31 protein-coding genes are annotated in these 19,952 nt (G+C 68.7%); all 31 read right to left on the bottom strand.

Annotated features, from left to right (window positions below; genetic code table 11):
• Positions 1-50 precede the first annotated feature (50 nt).
• The gene (locus ACSDG8_RS21040; RefSeq protein WP_210899248.1) at positions 51-575 is read right to left on the bottom strand and encodes a DUF1707 SHOCT-like domain-containing protein; all 525 of its coding nucleotides are present in this window, start codon (positions 573-575) and stop codon (positions 51-53) included.
• Between the two features lie 92 nt (positions 576-667).
• The gene (map, locus tag ACSDG8_RS21035) at positions 668-1,522 is read right to left on the bottom strand and encodes a type I methionyl aminopeptidase (protein WP_210942528.1); all 855 of its coding nucleotides are present in this window, start codon (positions 1,520-1,522) and stop codon (positions 668-670) included.
• Positions 1,523-1,618: 96 nt separating this feature from the next.
• On the bottom strand, positions 1,619-2,272 hold the full coding sequence (locus tag ACSDG8_RS21030; RefSeq protein ID WP_030501603.1) for an adenylate kinase: 654 nt from the start codon (positions 2,270-2,272) through the stop codon (positions 1,619-1,621).
• Positions 2,273-3,601, bottom strand: coding sequence for a preprotein translocase subunit SecY (secY, locus tag ACSDG8_RS21025; protein WP_073828939.1), 1,329 nt, complete (start codon positions 3,599-3,601; stop codon positions 2,273-2,275). It abuts the gene before it with no gap.
• A 237-nt stretch (positions 3,602-3,838) separates the two neighbouring features.
• Positions 3,839-4,282, bottom strand: a complete 444-nt coding sequence (gene rplO, locus ACSDG8_RS21020) for a 50S ribosomal protein L15 (protein ID WP_018784561.1) — start codon at positions 4,280-4,282, stop codon at positions 3,839-3,841.
• Entirely contained in the window at positions 4,282-4,464 is a 183-nt protein-coding gene (rpmD, locus tag ACSDG8_RS21015; protein WP_073828940.1) for a 50S ribosomal protein L30, read from the bottom strand. The genes rplO and rpmD overlap by 1 nt, the downstream gene beginning before the upstream one ends.
• Positions 4,464-5,078: a 30S ribosomal protein S5 gene (gene rpsE / locus ACSDG8_RS21010; RefSeq protein WP_013288621.1), complete on the bottom strand. Its 615-nt coding sequence runs from the start codon at positions 5,076-5,078 to the stop codon at positions 4,464-4,466. Before rpsE ends, rpmD begins: the two co-directional genes overlap by 1 nt.
• Before the next feature lie 33 nt (positions 5,079-5,111).
• Complete coding sequence (rplR, locus tag ACSDG8_RS21005; protein ID WP_210899174.1) at positions 5,112-5,501, bottom strand: 50S ribosomal protein L18; 390 nt, start codon at positions 5,499-5,501, stop codon at positions 5,112-5,114.
• Complete coding sequence (gene rplF / locus ACSDG8_RS21000) at positions 5,498-6,040, bottom strand: 50S ribosomal protein L6 (protein WP_018784558.1); 543 nt, start codon at positions 6,038-6,040, stop codon at positions 5,498-5,500. Before rplF ends, rplR begins: the two co-directional genes overlap by 4 nt.
• Before the next feature lie 16 nt (positions 6,041-6,056).
• Complete coding sequence (rpsH, locus tag ACSDG8_RS20995) at positions 6,057-6,464, bottom strand: 30S ribosomal protein S8 (RefSeq protein WP_073828943.1); 408 nt, start codon at positions 6,462-6,464, stop codon at positions 6,057-6,059.
• 98 nt (positions 6,465-6,562) lie between these two features.
• The gene (locus tag ACSDG8_RS20990; protein WP_007465272.1) at positions 6,563-6,748 is read right to left on the bottom strand and encodes a type Z 30S ribosomal protein S14; all 186 of its coding nucleotides are present in this window, start codon (positions 6,746-6,748) and stop codon (positions 6,563-6,565) included.
• A gap of 1 nt (position 6,749) precedes the next feature.
• Positions 6,750-7,319 carry a 50S ribosomal protein L5 gene (gene rplE / locus ACSDG8_RS20985; protein ID WP_091426389.1) on the bottom strand — a complete coding sequence of 190 codons (570 nt, stop codon included), beginning with the start codon at positions 7,317-7,319 and terminating at the stop codon, positions 6,750-6,752.
• Entirely contained in the window at positions 7,319-7,639 is a 321-nt protein-coding gene (gene rplX / locus ACSDG8_RS20980; protein WP_013288626.1) for a 50S ribosomal protein L24, read from the bottom strand. The genes rplE and rplX overlap by 1 nt, the downstream gene beginning before the upstream one ends.
• Positions 7,636-8,004 (bottom strand): 50S ribosomal protein L14, encoded by a 369-nt coding sequence (gene rplN, locus ACSDG8_RS20975; protein WP_007465279.1) that lies wholly within the window; start codon positions 8,002-8,004, stop codon positions 7,636-7,638. Before rplN ends, rplX begins: the two co-directional genes overlap by 4 nt.
• A 97-nt stretch (positions 8,005-8,101) precedes the next feature.
• A complete protein-coding gene (rpsQ, locus tag ACSDG8_RS20970; RefSeq protein WP_210899177.1) occupies positions 8,102-8,377 on the bottom strand; it encodes a 30S ribosomal protein S17 in 276 nt (91 codons plus the stop codon).
• Entirely contained in the window at positions 8,374-8,610 is a 237-nt protein-coding gene (gene rpmC, locus ACSDG8_RS20965) for a 50S ribosomal protein L29 (RefSeq protein WP_007465283.1), read from the bottom strand. Before rpmC ends, rpsQ begins: the two co-directional genes overlap by 4 nt.
• A complete protein-coding gene (gene rplP / locus ACSDG8_RS20960) occupies positions 8,610-9,035 on the bottom strand; it encodes a 50S ribosomal protein L16 (RefSeq protein WP_007465292.1) in 426 nt (141 codons plus the stop codon). The genes rpmC and rplP overlap by 1 nt, the downstream gene beginning before the upstream one ends.
• A gap of 3 nt (positions 9,036-9,038) precedes the next feature.
• Positions 9,039-9,926: a 30S ribosomal protein S3 gene (gene rpsC / locus ACSDG8_RS20955; protein ID WP_013473694.1), complete on the bottom strand. Its 888-nt coding sequence runs from the start codon at positions 9,924-9,926 to the stop codon at positions 9,039-9,041.
• Positions 9,926-10,375 carry a 50S ribosomal protein L22 gene (rplV, locus tag ACSDG8_RS20950; protein ID WP_013288630.1) on the bottom strand — a complete coding sequence of 150 codons (450 nt, stop codon included), beginning with the start codon at positions 10,373-10,375 and terminating at the stop codon, positions 9,926-9,928. The genes rpsC and rplV overlap by 1 nt, the downstream gene beginning before the upstream one ends.
• Before the next feature lie 40 nt (positions 10,376-10,415).
• On the bottom strand, positions 10,416-10,697 hold the full coding sequence (rpsS, locus tag ACSDG8_RS20945) for a 30S ribosomal protein S19 (protein ID WP_007073032.1): 282 nt from the start codon (positions 10,695-10,697) through the stop codon (positions 10,416-10,418).
• Positions 10,698-10,709: 12 nt separating this feature from the next.
• Positions 10,710-11,549: a 50S ribosomal protein L2 gene (gene rplB, locus ACSDG8_RS20940; protein WP_030489588.1), complete on the bottom strand. Its 840-nt coding sequence runs from the start codon at positions 11,547-11,549 to the stop codon at positions 10,710-10,712.
• A 12-nt stretch (positions 11,550-11,561) separates the two neighbouring features.
• Positions 11,562-11,864 carry a 50S ribosomal protein L23 gene (gene rplW / locus ACSDG8_RS20935; RefSeq protein WP_013288632.1) on the bottom strand — a complete coding sequence of 101 codons (303 nt, stop codon included), beginning with the start codon at positions 11,862-11,864 and terminating at the stop codon, positions 11,562-11,564.
• Positions 11,861-12,526 carry a 50S ribosomal protein L4 gene (gene rplD / locus ACSDG8_RS20930; RefSeq protein ID WP_210899179.1) on the bottom strand — a complete coding sequence of 222 codons (666 nt, stop codon included), beginning with the start codon at positions 12,524-12,526 and terminating at the stop codon, positions 11,861-11,863. Before rplD ends, rplW begins: the two co-directional genes overlap by 4 nt.
• Positions 12,523-13,188: a 50S ribosomal protein L3 gene (gene rplC, locus ACSDG8_RS20925; RefSeq protein ID WP_210899180.1), complete on the bottom strand. Its 666-nt coding sequence runs from the start codon at positions 13,186-13,188 to the stop codon at positions 12,523-12,525. Before rplC ends, rplD begins: the two co-directional genes overlap by 4 nt.
• A gap of 11 nt (positions 13,189-13,199) precedes the next feature.
• Positions 13,200-13,508 carry a 30S ribosomal protein S10 gene (rpsJ, locus tag ACSDG8_RS20920; RefSeq protein WP_007073037.1) on the bottom strand — a complete coding sequence of 103 codons (309 nt, stop codon included), beginning with the start codon at positions 13,506-13,508 and terminating at the stop codon, positions 13,200-13,202.
• Between the two features lie 355 nt (positions 13,509-13,863).
• Positions 13,864-15,057, bottom strand: coding sequence for an elongation factor Tu (tuf, locus tag ACSDG8_RS20915; RefSeq protein ID WP_073828948.1), 1,194 nt, complete (start codon positions 15,055-15,057; stop codon positions 13,864-13,866).
• Between the two features lie 222 nt (positions 15,058-15,279).
• Positions 15,280-17,376, bottom strand: a complete 2,097-nt coding sequence (gene fusA / locus ACSDG8_RS20910; RefSeq protein ID WP_210899182.1) for an elongation factor G — start codon at positions 17,374-17,376, stop codon at positions 15,280-15,282.
• Between the two features lie 75 nt (positions 17,377-17,451).
• Positions 17,452-17,922 carry a 30S ribosomal protein S7 gene (gene rpsG / locus ACSDG8_RS20905; protein ID WP_073828950.1) on the bottom strand — a complete coding sequence of 157 codons (471 nt, stop codon included), beginning with the start codon at positions 17,920-17,922 and terminating at the stop codon, positions 17,452-17,454.
• A gap of 1 nt (position 17,923) precedes the next feature.
• Positions 17,924-18,298, bottom strand: coding sequence for a 30S ribosomal protein S12 (gene rpsL / locus ACSDG8_RS20900; protein ID WP_007465318.1), 375 nt, complete (start codon positions 18,296-18,298; stop codon positions 17,924-17,926).
• A gap of 502 nt (positions 18,299-18,800) precedes the next feature.
• Complete coding sequence (locus tag ACSDG8_RS20895; RefSeq protein WP_210899249.1) at positions 18,801-19,172, bottom strand: hypothetical protein; 372 nt, start codon at positions 19,170-19,172, stop codon at positions 18,801-18,803.
• A 330-nt stretch (positions 19,173-19,502) separates the two neighbouring features.
• Complete coding sequence (locus ACSDG8_RS20890) at positions 19,503-19,871, bottom strand: hypothetical protein (RefSeq protein ID WP_210899184.1); 369 nt, start codon at positions 19,869-19,871, stop codon at positions 19,503-19,505.
• Between the last annotated feature and the right edge of the window lie 81 nt (positions 19,872-19,952).

The following is a 19,952-nucleotide window of genomic DNA, read 5'->3' as shown; positions in this document are numbered from 1 at the left end:
CCAAACCGACCGGCGCAACCGTCACCCGCAGGACACGGATATGACGCAGCTCACGTCTCCGGCAGCTCCCGCTTCGCCCGGCGGCGCGCCTCGCGCTCGACCTGCTTGTGCCGCCGGCGCTCGGCGTCCTTCTCCGGCGCCCCGTGAGCCAGCCCCTGGATCGTCTGGTAGAGCACCACGGCGCCCCACGGGCCGAGCACCCAGACCGGCCAGTAGTCGTCGACCTCGAACTCGCCCTCACCCAACTGGGAGACGAACCAGATCGCGGTGAGGATCAGGGCCACCTTCAGCCACGGCCCCCACACCCCCAGCAGCCAGGCGTTGCGCGCGCTCACGGCCGGCCGGTCCCGATCGGCGATCCGGCTCTTCCCGGCCGCGCGCGGAGCCGGCAGCGAGCTCTCCGCCGGCCGGGGACCGGGCAGGTCCGTCAGCAGCTCGTCCAGCTCGCCGTAGGTCTTCGCCCCGTACGCCTGACGTAGCCGATCGTCGTACTCACCCAGGTCGAGCCGACCCTCGGCCAGCGCGGCCCGAAGCCGCTCCGCGGTGGCCTCCCGGTCCGCGTCGGCCGCCCGCATCCGGTTGCGCTCATCCATGGGAACCAGCATGGCACCCGATCGCCAAGGCGGCACGACGTGTGCCGGTCATCCGGACGGGTCGAGGCACCGGCTCAGAGCGCCGGAGAGTCCACAGACGCCTGCCGGGCGGTCACCAGGTCGCCCAGGCGGCCCCGTCCGCCGTCCTCGGCGGTGAGCACCCATACGCCGTCGTCCAGCAGCGCCATCGAGTGCTCCACGTGCACCGCCATCGAGCCGTCCCGGGTCACCACGGTCCAGCCGTCGGCCATCTCGACGGTACGCGGTGAACCCATGGTGATCATCGGCTCGATGGCGAGCGCCAGACCGGGAACCAGCCGCGGGCCCTTGCCGGGGCGACCGTGGTTGAGCACGTGCGGGTCCTGGTGCATCTCGGTGCCGATGCCGTGACCGCCGTAGCCGTCGACGATGCCGTACCGGCCGCCCTTGCGGACCGCGCTCTCGACCGCGTGGGAGATGTCGGTGAGCCGGCCCTTGCCCGAGGCCGCCCCGCGCGCCGCCGCCGCGATCCCGGCCCACATCGCGTCCTCGGCCACCGCAGTCATCCGCAGCAGCGCCGGGTCGACCTCGCCGACCGGCACCGTGACGGCCGCGTCGCCGTGCCAGCCGTCCAGCACCGCGCCACAGTCGATCGAGATCAGGTCGCCCTCGCGCAGCACCTGCTGGGGCGACGGGATGGCGTGCACCACCTGCTGGTTCACCGAGGAGCAGATCGACGCCGGGAAGCCGTGGTAGCCCTTGAAGGACGGCACCGCACCGGCCTCGCGGATCGTCGACTCGGCGATCGCGTCCAGGTCGGCCGTCGACACGCCCGGCGCCACCGCCTCGCGCATCCGGCGCAGGGCACGGGCCACGACCAGACCGGCGGCCCGCATCAGCTCGATCTGCTCGGGGGTCTTCAGCTGGATGTCCAGCTGGGGACGGCGCATGGTGGCGTTACCTTTCGTCGCGCGTACGCGGAGCAGCGGGGCACGTCGCACGTACCCCGCTGTTCGCACTCTATCCGCCGGGTGGCGGGTGGGACCTCAGCCGCCGTACGACCGCAGCGCGTCTATGGCGCGGACGGTGACGTCCTCCACCGGGCCGGTCGCGTCGATGCCGACCAGCTTGCCCTGGGCGCCGTAGTAGTCGACCAGCGGCGCGGTCTTCTCGGCGTACTCGCGCAGCCGGGCGGCGATGGTCTCCGGCTTGTCGTCGTCCCGCTGGAACAGCTCCGCGCCGCAGCGGTCGCAGATGCCCTCCCGACTGGTCGCGTCGAACTCGACGTGCCAGATCTTGCCGCAGCCCCGGCAGGTGCGCCGGCCGGACAGTCGCCGGATCACCTCGTCGTCGTCGACGACCAGCTCCAGGACCAGGTCCAGCGCGGTGCCGAGGTCGGCGAGGAGCTTGTCCAGCGCGGCGGCCTGCGGAGTGGTCCGCGGGAAGCCGTCGAGCAGGAAGCCCTCGCTCGCGTCCGGCTCGGCGAGCCGGTCGCGCACCATGTTGATGGTGACCTCGTCCGGGACCAGCTTGCCGGCGTCCATGTACCGCTTGGCCTCGACTCCCAGGGGCGTGCCCTGGGAGACGTTCGCCCGGAAGATGTCACCGGTCGAGATCTTCGGCACCGAGAGGTGCGCGGCGATGAACTCCGCCTGTGTGCCCTTGCCCGCGCCCGGCGGGCCAACCAGAACGAGTCGCATCTACCGCAGGAACCCTTCGTAGTTCCGCTGCATGAGTTGGCTTTCGATCTGCTTCACGGTCTCCAGACCGACGCCGACCATGATCAGCACAGCGGTGCCGCCGAACGGGAAGTTCTGGAACTGCTGGTTGTCCAGCCAGATGAAGAAGAAGTTCGGCAGGATCGCGACGATGCCCAGGTAGAGCGCGCCCGGCAGGGTGATCCGGCTGAGGATGAAGTCGAGGTACTCGGCGGTCGGCTTGCCGGGGCGGATGCCCGGCACGAAGCCGCCGTACTTCTTCATGTTGTCCGCGACCTCGGTCGGGTTGAACGTGATCGACACGTAGAAGTACGTGAAGAAGATGATCAGCAGGAAGTAGATCGCGATGTGCTCCGGCGCGCTCGCCTTCACGATGTGGTTCTGGATCCACGCCTGGACCTTGCCCGGGTCGTTCTGATCGAAGAACTGGAGCGCGAGCTGCGGCAGGTAGAGCAGCGACGAGGCGAAGATGACCGGGATGACGCCGGCCTGGTTCACCTTGAGCGGGATGTAGGTCGAGGTGCCCCCGTACATCCGCCGGCCGATCATGCGCTTGGCGTACTGCACCGGGATGCGGCGCTGCGCCTGCTCAATGAACGTGACAGCGGTGATGACCACGAGCACCAGGGCGATGACGAGGAGGAACATCCCCCAGCCCTTGGTGGTCTTGATCTTCCAGCCCTCGCTGGGGAGGCGAGCCGCGATCGAGGTGAAGATCAGCACGGACATGCCGTTGCCGACGCCCCGGTCGGTGATCAGCTCACCGAGCCACATCACCACGCCGGTGCCGGCGGTCATGGTCATGACCAGGATGGTCAGCGTCAGCCAGTCCGGGATGCCGGTGCCCTGGGGCACGATCGGGAACTGGTCGCACTGGTTGTTGAACAGCTGCCCGGAGCGGGCCAGCGCCACGAAGGCCGAGGCCTGCAGGACGCCCAGGCCCAGCGTCAGGTAGCGGGTGTACTGCGTGATCTTGGCCTGACCGGCCTGGCCCTCCTTGCGGAGCTGCTCCAGGCGCGGGATCACCACCGTCAGCAGCTGCAGGATGATCGACGCGGTGATGTAGGGCATGATGCCCAGCGCGAAGACCGAGAGCTGGAGCAGCGCGCCACCGGAGAAAAGATCCAGCAGGTTGAGCACGCCGGTGCTGCCACCCTGGATGGTGTCGAGACACTTCTGCACGTTGCCGTACGAGACGCCCGGGCTGGGCAGCGTGGCGCCCAGCCGGTAGACCGCGATGATGCCTACTGTGAACAGCAGCTTCTTGCGCAGGTCAGGCGTACGGAACGCACTGAGAAAGGCGGACAGCAACTTCTTCCTCCTGCGCGACGCGGGCCGCCGGTGACGAATCCTGGCGGGGCGGGGTGGTGTGCCGGGCGGCGTGCCCGGAATCCATGGCTGGGAACGGACTCTAACAGTCCGATCCCGGTCCGGGCAGATGTGCCCGGCTACATAAAACGAATCCGATGTTACCCGGCGCACACGTGGCCGGTAGACCATGGCGCCCGCCCAGTTGCGAACAACTGAGCGGGCGCCATGAACATCGCCTTACAGCTCCGTGACCGAGCCACCGGCGGCGGTGATCTTCTCCTTGGCCGACGCGCTGAACGCGTGCGCCGAGACCTGGAGAGACACGCCACCGAGATCGCCGGTGCCGAGCACCTTGACCGGGTGACCCTTGCGGACCGCGCCGGCCTCGACCAGCTCGACCGGGCCGACCTGGCCGCCGTTGGGGAACAGCTCGGCCAGCCGGTCCAGGTTGACCACCTGGAACACGACCTTGAACTTGTTCTTGAAGCCCTTCATCTTCGGCAGGCGCATGTGGATGGGCATCTGCCCACCCTCGAACGCCGGCGAGATGTTCTTCCGGGCCTTCGAACCCTTGGTACCGCGACCGGCGGTCTTGCCCTTCGAGCCCTCACCGCGACCCACGCGGGTCTTGTCGGTCTTGGCACCAGGAGCCGGACGCAGGTGATGCACCTTGATCGTCATTACTCGACCTCCTCGACCTTCACGAGGTGGTTGACCGTGAAGATCATGCCGCGGATCTCCGGCCGGTCCTCCTTGACCACCACGTCGTTGATCCGCTTGAGACCGAGCGAACGCAGCGAATCACGCTGGTTCTTCTTGGTCCCGATCACGGACCGGAGCTGGGTGACCTTCAGGCGTGCCATCAGGACGCCACCCCCGCCCGCGACGCCAGCATGGCGGCCGGCGCGACGTCCTCGACCGGCAGACCACGACGGGCCGCGACCTGCTCCGGGGACTCGAGTCCCTTCAGGGCAGCCACCGTGGCGTGCACGATGTTGATCGGGTTGGACGAGCCGAGGCTCTTGGAGAGCACGTCGTGGATGCCCGCGCACTCCAGCACGGCACGCACCGGGCCACCGGCGATGACACCCGTACCGGCGGAAGCCGGCTTGAGCAGCACCACACCGGCGGCGTCCTCGCCCGTGACCGGGTGCGGGATCGACTGACCGATCCGCGGCACCTTGAAGAAGTGCTTCTTGGCCTCCTCGACACCCTTGGCGATCGCCGCGGGCACCTCCTTGGCCTTTCCGTAGCCCACACCGACGGTGCCGTCGCCGTCGCCCACGATCACGAGGGCGGTGAAGCTGAAGCGACGACCACCCTTCACGACCTTGGCGACGCGGTTGATCGCGACGACCCGCTCGAGGTGCGGGGTCTTCTCGACGGGCGCGTTTCCGCGGCCGCCCTCACGGCGGTTGTCGCGGCGACCACCCTCGTTGCCACCGGACCCGCCGCCACGGCGCTGTTGACCTGGCATCAGCAGCCTTCCTTCTCTCTCGTGACGGGGTTTCTAGAACTCGAGCCCGGCTTCGCGGGCGGCGTCGGCAAGCGCGGCGACACGCCCCGCGTACCGGTTGCCACCGCGGTCGAAGACGACCTTCGAGACGCCGGCGGCCTTGGCGCGCTCGGCGAGCAGGGCGCCGACCTTGCCGGCCAGGGCGCGCTTGTCGCCCTCGGCGCCGCGCAGCGAGGCGTCCATGGTCGAGGCCGACGCCAGGGTGTGACCCTTGGCGTCGTCCACGACCTGGGCCACCATGTGCCGCAGGGAGCGGGTGACGACGAGGCGGGGACGCTCGGCGGTGCCGCTGATGTTCTTGCGGACCCGGAAGTGCCGACGCGCACGCCCGACGGCACGCTTGGCGGCGACGCCGCGGCGGCGCTTGAGCAGCGTGGCGCTCACTTCTTACCTGCCTTTCCAGCCTTGCGGCGGATGACCTCGCCCTGGTACTTCACGCCCTTGCCCTTGTAGGGCTCCGGCGGGCGGATCTTCCGGATGTTGGCGGCGACCTCGCCGACCTGCTGCTTGTCGATGCCGGCCACGTGGAACAGCGTCGGCTTCTCGACCGTGAAGGTGATGCCGTCCGGCGCCGGCACCAGGACCGGGTGCGAGAACCCGAGCGCGAACTCCAGGTCCTTGCCCTTGGCGGTCACGCGGTAACCGGTACCGGCGATCTCCAGGCTCTTGCGGTAGCCCTCGGTCACACCGACGATCATGTTGGCCACCAGCGTCCGGCTCAGGCCGTGCAGCTCCTTGGCCTTGCGCTCGTCGTTGGGCCGGTTGACGTGCAGCTCGCCGTCCTCGCCCCGCTCCGCCGTGATCGGCTCGGCCAGCACGTGGCTCAGCTCGCCCTTGGGGCCCTTGACCTTGACGGTCCGGCCGTCGATCGTGATGTCGACGCCGGCAGGCACCGGGATCGACTTACGTCCAATACGCGACATTTCTACCTGTCTCCCGTTACCAGACGAAGGCGAGGACTTCCCCGCCAACGCTCCGCTTGCGGGCCTGCCGGTCGGTGAGCAGCCCCTGGGACGTCGAAATGATCGCCACGCCCAGCCCGCCGAGCACCCGCGGGAGCCCGTCCGACTTGGCGTACACCCGGAGACCGGGCTTGGACACGCGCTTGATGCCGGCCAGGCTCCGCTCGCGGTTCTGGCCGTACTTCAGCTCGACGACCAGTCGCTTGCCGACGGCACCCTCTTCGGGCTCCTCGACCGACCAGGTGGCGATGTAACCCTCGGCCTTGAGGACCTCGGCGATGTTCGCCTTGATCTTCGAGTAGGGCATCGTCACCTGGTCGTGGTACGCCTGGTTGGCGTTACGCAGACGCGTGAGCATGTCTGCGATCGGGTCGGTCATCGTCATGAAAACTCGTCAACCTTTCTCGCCGGGGTTCCCCGGGCCAGGCCCGGGGCCTACGGCGAAGAGACAGTTCAGCTGACGCGCCGGAGCGCGCCGGGCTATTACCAGGAAGCCTTGGACACGCCGGGCAGCTCACCGCGGTGGGCCATCTCCCGGATGCACACCCGGCAGAGACCGAACTTGCGGTAGACCGCCTTCGGACGCCCGCACCGCTGGCAGCGGGTGTACGCGCGAACCGAGAACTTCGGCTTCGCGGCCGCCTTGATGATCAGCGCCTTCTTGGCCATCTCAGTTCTCCTTGAACGGGAAGCCCAGGAGCTTGAGCAGCGCCCGGCCCTCGTCGTCGGTCGTGGCGGTCGTGACCACCGTGATGTCCATGCCCCGCTGGCGATCGATCTTGTCCTGATCGATCTCGTGGAACACCGACTGCTCGGTCAGACCGAACGTGTAGTTGCCGTGCCCGTCGAGCTTGCGCCCGTCCAGGCCGCGGAAGTCGCGGATACGCGGCAGCGCGATCGAGAGCAGCCGGTCCAGGAACTCCCACATCCGGTCGCCGCGCAGGGTGACCTTCGCGCCGATCGGCATGCCCTCGCGGAGCTTGAACTGCGCGATGGACTTGGTGGCCCGCCGGACCTGCGGCTTCTGGCCGGTGATGGTGGCCAGGTCGCGGACGGCGCCGTCGATCAGCTTGGCGTCGCGAGCGGCCTCGCCGACACCCATGTTGACGACGATCTTGACCAGCCGCGGCACCTGCATCGGGTTGGCGAACTCGAACTGCTTCTGCAGATCGGCCACCACCTCGTTGCGGTACCGCTCCTTGAGGCGCGGCAGGGTCTTGGTTTCGGTAGCCGTGGTCATCAGAGGTCCTTACCGGTGCTACGCGCGATGCGGACCTTCTGGCCGTTGTCGTCGATCCGGTAGCCGACGCGAGTCGGCTTGCCGTCGGAGTCCAGGACCATCACGTTCGAGACGTGGATCGGGGCCTCCTGGGTGACGATGCCACCGGTCTTGGCGCCACGCTGGGTGGTGCTGATACGGGTGTGCTTCTTGACCCGGTTCACGCCCTCGACCAGGACCTTGTCCTGCCGCGGGTAGGCCGCGATGACCTTGCCCTTGGCACCCTTGTCCTTGCCGGCGATGACGACGACCGTGTCGCCCTTCTTGACCTTCACGGTCACAACACCTCCGGCGCGAGAGAGATGATCTTCATGAACCGCTTGTCCCGCAGCTCCCGGCCCACCGGGCCGAAGATGCGGGTACCGCGCGGGTCCCCGCCGTCCTTGATGATGACGGCGGCGTTCTCGTCGAAGCGGATGTACGACCCGTCCGGCCGCCGCCTCTCCTTGGCGGTCCGAACGACGACAGCCTTGACGACGTCGCCCTTCTTCACACCGGCACCGGGGATCGCGTCCTTGACGGTGGCCACGATGACGTCGCCGATGCTCGCGTAGCGCCGACCGGAGCCGCCGAGCACCCGGATGCACAGGATCTCCCGGGCACCCGTGTTGTCGGCGACGCGCAGTCGCGACTCCTGCTGAATCACGTCTATCTCCTATGTCTGCCGGTTCTCCGGCCGCTCGGGGCGGCCGGAGCCTGGCGGAACCTGCGCCCGACCGAGACCGGCCGAGCTCGAGCCTTCGCTACTTGGCCTTCTCGAGGATCTCCACGAGCCGCCAGCGCTTGGTGGCGGACAGCGGCCGGGTCTCCATGATCACGACCCGGTCGCCGATGCCGGCCGAGTTCTGCTCGTCGTGGACCTTCAGCTTGCGCGTACGGCGCATGATCTTGCCGTACAGCGCGTGCTTGACCCGGTCCTCGACCTCGACCACGACGGTCTTGTCCATCTTGTCGCTGACCACGAGGCCCTCGCGGACCTTGCGGCGGGACCGCGCGGGGGCGGTGGTGTTCTCACTCATGATGCAGTCACCTCAGTCGGCGCGGCCGAGAGACCCAGCTCACGCTCACGCATGATCGTGTAGATCCGGGCGATCTCCCGACGGATGACCTGCAGCCGCCGGTTGTTGTCCAGCTGCCCGGTTGCGGCCTGCACGCGGAGGTTGAACAGCTCCGCCTTGGCCTCCCGCAGCTTCGTGACCAGCTCCTCCTCGGAGAGCTCACGCAGCTCGGTCGCCTTAACGCCCGCTGCCATCAGGATTCACCCACTTCGCGCGTAACAATGCGGCACTTCATCGGGAGCTTGTGGATCGCGCGACGCATCGCCTCTCGCGCGATCTGCTCGTTGGGGAAGGACATCTCGAACAGGACCCGCCCCGGCTTGACGTTCGCGACCCACCACTCGGGCGAACCCTTACCGGAACCCATCCGGGTCTCGGCCGGCTTCTTGGTGAGGGCCTGGTCCGGGAAGATCGTGATCCAGACCTTGCCGCCACGCTTGATGTGACGGGTCATCGCGATACGCGCCGACTCGATCTGGCGGTTGGTCACGTACGCCGGCTCGAGAGCCTGGATCCCGAACTCGCCGAACACCACCCGGTTACCACCCTTGGACGCGCCACTGCGGTCCGGGTGGTGCGGCTTGCGGAAGCCCTTCGGGGGCTTGCGCGGCATCAGCATCTGTCAGCCCTCCTGCTGCGTTTCTGCCGGCTGGTTACCGACCGGAGCCGAGGCGGCCGCGGCGACAGCGCTGCTGTCAACCGGCTCACCGGCCGGCGTCTCCGCCTGCTGCGCGATGGTCGTCGCGGCAGCCCGGCCGGCCTCGGTGCCACCGGCGGTCGTACCGGACGAGCCCGAGCGGCCACGGCGCGGCCGGTCCGGCCGGTCGCCACGGTCGCGGCGCGGACCGCGCGACGGGGCGGCCTCGGCCGGGGCCTCACGGCCCGGGACGGCGTCGCCCTTGTAGATCCAGACCTTCACGCCGATCCGGCCGAAGGTGGTACGGGCCTCGAAGAAGCCGTACTCGATGTTGGCCCGCAGCGTGTGCAGCGGAACCCGGCCCTCGCGGTAGAACTCGGTCCGGCTCATCTCGGCGCCGCCGAGACGGCCCGAGACCTGAACCCGGATGCCCTTGCAGGCGGGGTTCTTCATCGCGGACTGCATCGCCTTGCGCATGGCCCGACGGAAGCTGACCCGGCTGGACAGCTGCTCGGCAACACCCTGGGCGACCAGCTGCGCGTCCGACTCGGGGTTCTTGACCTCGATGATGTTCAGCTGGACCTGCTTGCCGGTGAGCTTCTCCAGCTCGCCGCGGATCCGGTCGGCCTCCGCACCCTTACGGCCGATGACGATGCCCGGCCGGGCGGTGTGGATGTCGACGCGGACCCGGTCGCGGGTGCGCTCGATGTCGACCTTGGAGATGCCGGCGCGCTCGAGGCCCTTGGACATCATGCGGCGGATCTTGACGTCCTCGCCGATGTAGTCCTTGTAGAGCTTGTCCGCGAACCAGCGGGACTTCCAGTCGGTCGAGATGCCGAGCCGGAACCCGGTCGGGTGAACCTTCTGACCCATTACTCGGCACCCTCCGTCGTGCTCTGCTCCTCAGCCGCCGGCTTGGCCGGAGCGGCCTTCTTCGCCGACTTCTTCGGCGTGGCCGCCGCAACCGCCTCGACCGCCACGGTGATGTGGCAGGTGCGCTTGCGGATCCGGTACGCCCGGCCCTGCGCACGCGGCCGGAACCGCTTCATGGTCGGGCCCTCGTCGACGAACGCCTCACTGACGAGCAGCGCGTCGGGGTCCAGCCGCTCGTTGTTCTCCGCGTTGGCGATCGCGCTCGCGAGCACCTTGTACACCTGCTCGCTCGCAGCCTGCGGCGCGAACTGCAGCACCGTGAGCGCCTCCTTCGCGGGCAGGCCGCGGACGAGGTTGACCACCCGGCGCGCCTTCATCGGCGAGATGCGCACGTGCCGCGCAACCGCCCGCGCGCCCGGAAGCACCGGAGCGTCGCCCTTTCCTGGCATCGCTGTAACCCCTTGTTCCTCTATCCGTATGCCCGCGGCGTCAGCGCCGGCGGCTCTTCCGGTCGTCCTTCTCGTGACCCTTGAACGTGCGGGTCAGCGCGAACTCGCCGAGCTTGTGCCCGACCATGGCCTCGGTCACGAAGACCGGGACGTGCTTGCGTCCGTCGTGCACGGCGATCGTGTGACCCAGCATCTCCGGGATGATCGTCGAGCGGCGCGACCAGGTCTTGATCACGTTCTTCGAGCCCTTGTCGTTCTGCGTCTCCACCTTCTTGAGCAGGTGGTCGTCGACGAACGGGCCCTTCTTCAGGCTGCGAGGCATGTCTTATCTCCCTCAGCCGCGCTTACGCGTGGCGTAGCGGCGGCGGACGATCAGCCGGTCGCTCGGCTGGCCCTTACGACGGGTGCGGCCCTCGGGCTTACCCTGCGGGTTGACCGGGTGGCGACCACCGGAGGTCTTACCCTCACCACCACCGTGCGGGTGGTCGACCGGGTTCATCGCGACACCACGGACGGTCGGGCGCTTGCCCTTCCACCGCATACGGCCGGCCTTACCCCAGTTGATGTTCGACTGGTCGGCGTTGCCGATCTCGCCGATGCTGGCGCGGCAGCGCACGTCCACGCGCCGGATCTCACCGGACGGCATGCGGAGGGTCGCGTACGCGCCCTCACGGCCGAGCAGCTGGATGCCGACGCCGGCCGAACGGGCCAGCTTGGCGCCGCCGCCCGGACGCAGCTCCACGTTGTGGATGGTGGTACCGACCGGGATGTTGCGCAGCGGCAGGTTGTTGCCCGGCTTGATGTCGGCGCCCGGACCGGACTCGACGCGGTCGCCCTGCTTCATGTCCTTCGGCGCGAGGATGTAGCGCTTCTCGCCGTCGGCGTAGTGCAGCAGCGCGATGCGCGCGGTGCGGTTCGGGTCGTACTCGATGTGGGCGACCTTCGCCGGCACGCCGTCCTTGTCGACCCGCTTGAAGTCGATCAGACGGTACTGGCGCTTGTGACCGCCACCGTGGTGCCGCGTGGTGATCCGGCCGTGGGCGTTGCGTCCGCCCTTCTTCGGCAGCGGAGCCAGCAGCGACTTCTCGGGCGTCGACCGGGTGATCTCGGCGAAGTCGGCAACGCTCGAGCCACGCCGGCCCGGCGTCGTCGGCTTGTACTTACGGATAGCCATTGTCTACACCCCTCAGCTGACCGGGCCGCCGAAGGCCTCGATACGGTCACCGTCAGCCAGCTTCACCATCGCGCGCTTGGTGTCCTTGCGCTTGCCGAACCCGGTACGGGTCCGCTTGCGCTTGCCCTCGCGGTTGAGCGTGTTGACCGTCAGGACGCGGACGTTGAAGATCTGCTGGATAGCGATCTTGATCTCGGTCTTGTTTGCGTCCGGGTGCACCAGGAAGGTGTACCAGTTGCGGTTCAGCTCGCTGTAGCTCTTCTCCGAGACGACCGGCGCGACGATGACGTCACGCGGATCGGCGATCGTGCTCACTTGCCATCCTCCTCGGTGGTCTCGGCGGGAACGCCCAGGAACTCGTCCAGGGCCTCCTTGGTGAAGACCACGTCGTCGGCCACCAGCACGTCGTAGGTGTTGAGCTGGCCGGCCTCGATCAGGTGCACCCGGCCGTCCTGCGTGTTGCGCAGGTTCCGCAGCGACACCCAGTTCAGCTCGTCGGTGCTGCTCAGCACGACCAGGACCCGACGGGCCTGGGTCAGCTTGGTCAGCGTGGCCAGGGCCGCCTTGGTGGACGGCTTCTCACCCGAGACGAACGCCTCGACGACGTGCACCTGGCCGGCGCGGGCCCGGTCGGAGAGGGCGCCACGCAGAGCGGCGGCCTTCATCTTCTTCGGGGTGCGCTGGCTGTAGTCGCGCGGCACCGGGCCGTGGACCACGCCACCGCCGGCGAACTGCGGCGCGCGGGTCGAGCCCTGGCGGGCACGACCGGTGCCCTTCTGCTTGTACGGCTTCCTGCCTCCACCGGAGACCTCGCCGCGGGTCTTCGTCTTGTGCGTACCCTGGCGGGCCGCCGCAAGCTGGGCCACCACGACCTGGTGCATCAGGGCGATGTTGGCCTGCGCGTCGAAGATGTCGGCCGGCAGCTCGACGGAGCCGCTCTTGGCGCCTTCGACGTTGATTACGTCAACGGTGGTCACTTGGCCGCACCGCCCTTCTTGACCTTCGTCTTGGCCGCGGTGCGGACCAGGACCAGCGCGCCCTTCGGGCCAGGGATGGCGCCGCGGACGAGCAGGAGGTTGTTCTCGGTGTCGACCGCCTGGACGGTCAGGTTCTGGACGGTGTAGCGCACGCCACCCATCCGGCCCGCCATCCGGGTGCCCTTGAAGACGCGACCCGGGGTCGCGCAGGCGCCGATCGAGCCGGGCGAGCGGTGCTTGCGCTCGACACCGTGGCTGGCTCGCAGGCCGTGGAAGCCGTGCCGCTTCATCGGGCCGGCGTAGCCCTTGCCCTTGGTCTTGCCGGTCACGTCGATCACGACGCCGGCCGGGAACTCCTCGACCGTGACCTCCTGGCCCGGCGCGTAGTCCGCGGCGTCGGAGGTGCGCAGCTCGACGATGTGCCGGCGCGGCGCGACGTCCGCCTTGGCGTAGTGCCCGGCGACCGGCTTCTTGACCTTGCGCGGGTCGATGACCCCGTACGCCAGCTGGACCGCGGAGTAGCCGTCCTTGTCGGCGCTACGAACCTGGCTCACGACGCACGGGCCGGCCTGAACCACGGTCACGGGCACAACCTTGTTGTTGTCCCAGACCTGGGTCATGCCGAGCTTGGCGCCCAGGATCCCCTTGACTTGCCTGTCCATTTGTCCGGTCCCTACAGCTTGATCTCGATGTCGACGCCAGCCGGCAGGTCGAGGCGCATGAGCGAGTCGACCGTCTTCGGGGTCGGGTCGATGATGTCGATCAGACGCTTGTGCGTACGCATCTCGAAGTGCTCGCGCGAGTCCTTGTACTTGTGCGGCGAGCGGATGACGCAGAAACGGTTGATCTCCGTGGGCAGCGGCACCGGGCCAGCGACCTGCGCCCCGGTACGCGTCACCGTCTCGACGATCTTCCGAGCCGAGGAGTCGACGACCTCGTGGTCATAGGCCTTGAGCCGGATGCGGATCTTCTGTCCCGCCATGGTGGCTTCTGTTCCTTCTCTCGATGCCGCTGTGTTGCGGGCGCCTGCACCGGCTGGCACAGGCCCACTTCCGCCGACCCCCGCGGTCGGGCGTGTCGCGCCCGTGGGCCAGGCTCCGCCCCGGGACTCCGGAGCGATTCTCTGACCACGCGGTGGGTCATGGCGCCGATCGCGTGAACCGCGACCTGAACGCCGCGCGAGGGTGGTTGACCGCCGATGGCAGCCAACCACCCTACGCGAGACAGTCTGACTCCCGGAGGTCCAGCGTTAACCGGACGCAGGCGACCGACTGTCGTTACGCAACCTGACTAGTATGCCGCACGACCGGCGGCGACGCTAATCGGGGTTACCCAGCTCACTTGATGATCTTGGTGACGCGACCAGCGCCGACCGTACGACCACCCTCGCGGATCGCGAACTTCAGGTTCTCCTCCATGGCGATGGGCTGGATCAGCTTCACCGACATCGAGGTGTTGTCGCCCGGCATGACCATCTCGGTGCCCTCGGGCAGCGTGACGACGCCGGTGACGTCCGTGGTCCGGAAGTAGAACTGCGGGCGGTAGTTCTGGAAGAACGGGGTGTGCCGGCCGCCCTCCTCCTTGGAGAGGATGTAGACCGTCGCCTCGAACTCCGTGTGCGGGGTCGTGGTGCCCGGCTTGATGACCACCATGCCGCGCTCGACGTCCTCGCGCTTGGTGCCACGCAGCAGCAGGCCGACGTTCTCGCCTGCGCGGGCGTCGTCCAGGGTCTTCCGGAACATCTCGATCGCGGTGACCTTGGTCTTGAAGCCCTTCTCGCGGATGCCGACGACCTCGACGTCCTCGTTCGGGAGCAGCACGCCACGCTCGACACGACCGGTGACGACGGTACCACGACCGGTGATCGTGAACACGTCCTCGACGGGCATGAGGAACGGCTTCTCGGTCTCGCGCTCGGGCTGCGGGATCGCGGTGTCGACCGCGCTCATCAGCTCGAGCAGCTTCTCGGTCCACACCGGGTCGCCCTCGAGCGCCTTCAGCGCGGAGACCTGGACGACCGGCAGGTCGTCACCCGGGTACTCCTGCGAGGAGAGCAGCTCGCGCACCTCGAGCTCGACGAGCTCCAGGAGCTCCTCGTCGTCGACCATGTCGCTCTTGTTGAGCGCCACGACGATGTACGGCACACCGACCTGACGGGCCAGCAGCACGTGCTCGCGGGTCTGCGGCATCGGGCCGTCGGTCGCCGCCACCACCAGGATCGCGCCGTCCATCTGCGCGGCACCGGTGATCATGTTCTTGATGTAGTCGGCGTGACCGGGGCAGTCGACGTGCGCGTAGTGACGCGCCTCGGTCTGGTACTCGACGTGCGCGATGGAGATCGTGATGCCGCGGGCCTTCTCCTCCGGCGCCTTGTCGATCTCGTCGAACGGCGTGTACGGGTTCAGGTCCGGGTACTGGTCGTGCAGGACCTTGGTGATGGCCGCCGTCAGCGTCGTCTTACCGTGGTCGATGTGACCAATGGTGCCGATGTTGACGTGCGGCTTAGTCCGCTCGAACTTCGCCTTCGCCACTGGGTCCTCCTGTGGACTTTCTTGGTTCGTTCGCCCCGGCGCGCGGTTCGGCGCTTAGGACTCTGTCGACAGCCTTTCCGGCCGGAAGGCCGGAGAGCTTTTGTGGGTTCTGCGGCGATGAAGCCTACAGGCCCGGTCTCACGCAATCCGATCGAGGTGGCCGCGGGCGGGAGAACCCTCCCGCGACCGCCCCCGTGTCATCGGATCAGCCGAGGGTGAGCGTCACTCACCCGTCGCCTTGGCGATGATCTCCTTGGCCACCGAGTTCGGAACCTCGGCGTAGGAGTCGAACTGCATGCTGTAGCTAGCCCGGCCCTGGGTCTTCGACCGCAGGTCGCCGACGTAGCCGAACATCTCCGACAGCGGCACCAGGGCCCGGACGACGCGAGCGCCGCTGCGCTCCTCCATCGCCTGGATGATGCCACGCCGGGAGTTGAGGTCGCCGATGACGTCACCCATGTTCTCCTCAGGAGTGGTGACTTCAACGGCCATCATCGGCTCGAGGAGAGCGGGGTCGGCCTTGCGGGCCGCCTCCTTCATCGCCATCGAGCCGGCGATCTTGAACGCCATTTCCGACGAGTCGACCTCGTGGTACTGGCCGTCCACCAGGGTGAGCTTGACGCCCACCAGGGGGAAGCCGGCGAGGATGCCGTACTGCATGGCGTCCTGCGCGCCCGCGTCCACCGAGGGGATGAACTCCCGGGGGATGCGGCCACCGGTCACGGCGTTGGCGAACTCGTAGGTCGGCGCGTCGTTGCCCAGCGGCAGCGGCTCCACGCTGATGATCACGCGGGCGTACTGGCCGGAACCACCGGTCTGCTTCTTGTGGGTGTACTCGATCTTCTCCACCTTGCGGCGGATCGTCTCGCGGTACGCCACCTGCGGCTTGCCGATGTTCGCCTCGACGTTGAACTCGCGGCGCATCCGGTCGACCAGGATGTCCAGGTGCAGCTCGCCCATGCCGGAGATGACCGTCTGACCGGTCTGGTCGTCCAGCTTGACGCGGAAGGTCGGGTCCTCCTCGGCCAGCCGCTGGATGGCGGTGCTGAGCTTCTCCTGGTCGGCCTTGGTCTTCGGCTCGATGGCCACCTCGATGACCGGCTCCGGGAAGGTCATCGACTCCAGGATGACCGGGTTCGCCGGGTCGCACAGGGTGTCACCGGTGGTGGTCTGCTTCAGACCCTGCACCGCGATGATGTCGCCGGCCTGGGCGGAGCTGCGCTCCTCCCGCTTGTTGGCGTGCATCTGGTAGATCTTGCCGATCCGCTCCTTGCGGTCCTTGGTGGAGTTGATCACCTGAGAACCGGACTCGAGCGTGCCGGAGTAGATCCGGACGTACGTCAGCTTGCCGAGGTGCTTGTCGGTCTGGATCTTGAAGGCCAGACCGGAGAACGGCTCGGAGACCGCCGGCTTCCGCTGCAGCGGGGTCTCGCCGTCGGTGGCCGTACCCTCGATCGCCGGGATGTCCAGCGGCGAGGGCAGGTACGCGACGACCGCGTCCAGCATCGGCTGGATGCCCTTGTTCTTGAAGGCGGTACCGGTGAGGACCGGGTTGGCCTTGCCGGCGATGGTGGCCCGGCGGATGGCGGCCTTGATCTCGTCGGCCGAGATCTCCTCGCCCTCGAGGTACTTCTCCATCACCGAGTCGTCGACGTCGGCGAGGGTCTCCATCAGCTTCTCGCGCCACTCCGCGGCGGAGTCGGCGAGGTCGGCCGGGATGTCCTCGACCGCGTAGTCCTCACCCTTCTGGGTCTCGCCGCGCCACGTGAGCGCACGCATCTCCACCAGGTCGACCACGCCGATGAAGTCGGACTCGGCGCCGATCGGGATCTGGAGCACCAGCGGGGTGGCGTTGAGCCGGTCGATCATCATCTGCACGCAGCGGAAGAAGTCGGCGCCGGTCCGGTCGAGCTTGTTGACGAAGCACATCCGGGGGACGTTGTACTTGTCCGCCTGCCGCCAGACGTTCTCCGTCTGGGGCTCCACGCCGGCCACGCCGTCGTAGACCGCGACCGCACCGTCCAGGACACGCAGCGACCGCTCGACCTCGACCGTGAAGTCGACGTGGCCGGGCGTGTCGATGATCTGGATCGTGTGGCCCTTCCACTCGCACTTCGTGGCGGCGGAAGTGATGGTGATACCGCGCTCCTGCTCCTGCTCCATCCAGTCCATGACGGCGGCGCCCTCGTGGACCTCACCGATCTTGTACGTGATGCCGGTGTAGAACAGGATTCGCTCGGTGGTAGTGGTCTTACCGGCATCGATGTGGGCCATGATGCCGATGTTGCGTACGTTGGCGAGCGCGTCTGCGGCGGCCACTTCAATCCCTACTTATCGTCGTCTCGACACAACTGGTGGCGGTTCCGGCGCCGGCAGGCGCCGGAACCTCAGGTGTTACCAGCGGTAGTGCGCGAAGGCCTTGTTGGACTCGGCCATCTTGTGCGTGTCCTCACGCCGCTTGACGGCGGCGCCGAGGCCGTTGCTCGCGTCCAGCAGCTCGTTCATCAGCCGCTCGACCATGGTCTTCTCACGCCGGGCCCGGGAGTAGGTCACCAGCCAGCGCAGACCGAGCGTGGTCGCACGGGACGGCCGGACCTCGACCGGAACCTGGTAGGTGGCGCCACCGACACGGCGGCTGCGCACCTCGAGGGTCGGCTTGACGTTGTCCATCGCGCGCTTGAGCGTGACGACCGGGTCGGTGCCGGACTTCTCGCGGCAGCCCTCCAGGGCGGCGTACACGATGCGCTCGGCGAGCTGACGCTTGCCGCGCATCAGGATCTTGTTCACCAGCTGGGTGACCAGGGGCGAGTTGTACACCGGGTCAGCGACCAGCGGCTTCCGCGGAGCGGGTCCCTTACGCGGCATGTCAGCTCTTCTCCTTCTTCGCGCCGTAGCGGCTGCGAGCCTGCTTGCGGTTGCGGACACCCTGGGTGTCCAGCGAACCGCGCACGATCTTGTACCGCACGCCCGGGAGGTCCTTCACACGGCCGCCACGCACGAGCACGATCGAGTGCTCCTGCAGGTTGTGGCCGACGCCCGGGATGTAGGCGGTCACCTCGATCTGGCTGCTGAGCTTGACACGAGCGACCTTGCGCAGCGCCGAGTTCGGCTTCTTCGGGGTGGTGGTGTACACGCGGGTGCACACGCCGCGCCGCTGGGGAGACCCCTTGAGCGCCGGGGTCTTCGTCTTGGTCGTCTTGGCCTGACGGCCCTTTCGGACCAACTGCTGAATGGTGGGCACCGGGTTTCTCCGCTCCCTTCGGCCGCTGCGAGGCGACCGCGCCGTCTGCTCCAGCCGTCCCGGATGGGCGGCTCTCTTACATTCCAACCAGGGCCGCCTGACGGCACCCCAGCACCCGCGGTCGGGCGTGTCGCCCAAGTCACGGTCCCGGTGCCGGCCGCTCGCGCGTCGTACCGGGTCTTTGGTCTTGATGGTGCGACCGCGCCGTTCACCGGCTGACCGGTTCCAGCGCACGCACGCATTGCCCGGGCAAGCCCGGGCACAAGGGGAAAGAGTACCTACCACAGCCGCGCCGGTCAAAACGGATGGGTCGGAAGGACCGCTCTGCGCGGTCCGCCGGCCGATCTGTGGGTTGCCGACGCGCCCATGATGGGCACCTACAGTGACAAGTGTACCGGCTCGTCCGCCGGGCGGCCGGGCGGCCCCGGCACCGCCCACCGTCCGGGCACCCGGACATACCGGTCGCGGCAGGTCACCGGCCGCACCGGCCCCACCGAGGGCCTCACGTGATCTGCACCACCAGGGCCAGCCCGAGCCCGACCAGGCTGAACAGCAGCCCCACGCCGCCGCAGGAGAGCCCGGCCACGGCCAGGCCGGCGCCGGTGAACCGGACCGCCGGCGGCGGCGCAGGCCGGCGGATCTGCCGACGGGCGAGCAGCCCGGCCACCACCGCGCCGACACCGATCAGCGCGCCGAGCACTGTGAACGCGCCGGCCGCCCAGGCGCCACCGTAGTCCGGCCCGGCGATCCCGAAGCAGAAGACCAGAAGAGAAATCAGGATCGCGGCGATCCCGGCGATCAACGACCCGATGGCGAGCCCGGAGGTGACCGGCGGCACGTCGAGGTGGACCACGCCGAACGGCGTACCCGGCACCGCGTCGACCCGCTTCGGCGGCCGCGGCGCCTCGGCCGGCGGCGGCGGGAACGCCGGTCCCCAGCCCCCGTGGCCCGGCGCGCTCGCCGGAGCCGGCCACCCGCCGCCGTGGCCCGGCGGATTCCCCGGGTACGCCCCGTGCGGGTGGTACGCCGGCGCGGACGCGGAACCCGGCGGGTACGGCCCGGGGCGGTTCGGGTCGCCTCCCGGCGCGGCCGGCTCCGTCACGGTTCCTCCTGTCCACACTCGCCCGCCACCCGGCGGACACCGGCCAGGCTACCGTCGCGGGTCACGGCCGGGTGGACGGGCGCGGTCCGCTCCCCCGCCCGGTCAGTCGAAGTTCGGCGCGAAGTCGTGGCCGAAGGAGCCGTCGGCGTACCGCACCACGCCGATCACCACCGCCGCGACCACCGCGGCCGCGGTCAGCACCAGCCCGGTCCGCGCCATCTGCTCGCCGCGCCGCAGCCAGTCGCCGCCGGTGAGATAACCACCCGACGCGTACGCCTCGCGGCGCGCCTGCCGGGCCAGCATGAGCGCGATCGTGGCCGGCACCGCGCCGCCGACGAACAGGCCGGTGAGCGCGCCGATCAGGCCGAGCGCGAAGACGGCCCGGGCCTTCGTGGAGCGGACCGGCTCCGGGTCGTGCGGATGGCGGTGCGCCTGCGGCACGACGGGCGCCGGCCCGGGCACTGTCGTCATGCCTCCATCATGCCCCGAACCGGTTCCCCGGTCCCGGCAAGCCGGCCCGGACGCGACGAGGCCCCCGGCTGCTGCCGGGGG

The organism is Micromonospora sp. LA-10, from assembly GCF_051853095.1.
Classification (GTDB): Bacteria; Actinomycetota; Actinomycetes; order Mycobacteriales; family Micromonosporaceae; genus Micromonospora; species Micromonospora echinospora_A.
This window is presented reverse-complemented; position numbering and strand designations above follow the sequence as displayed.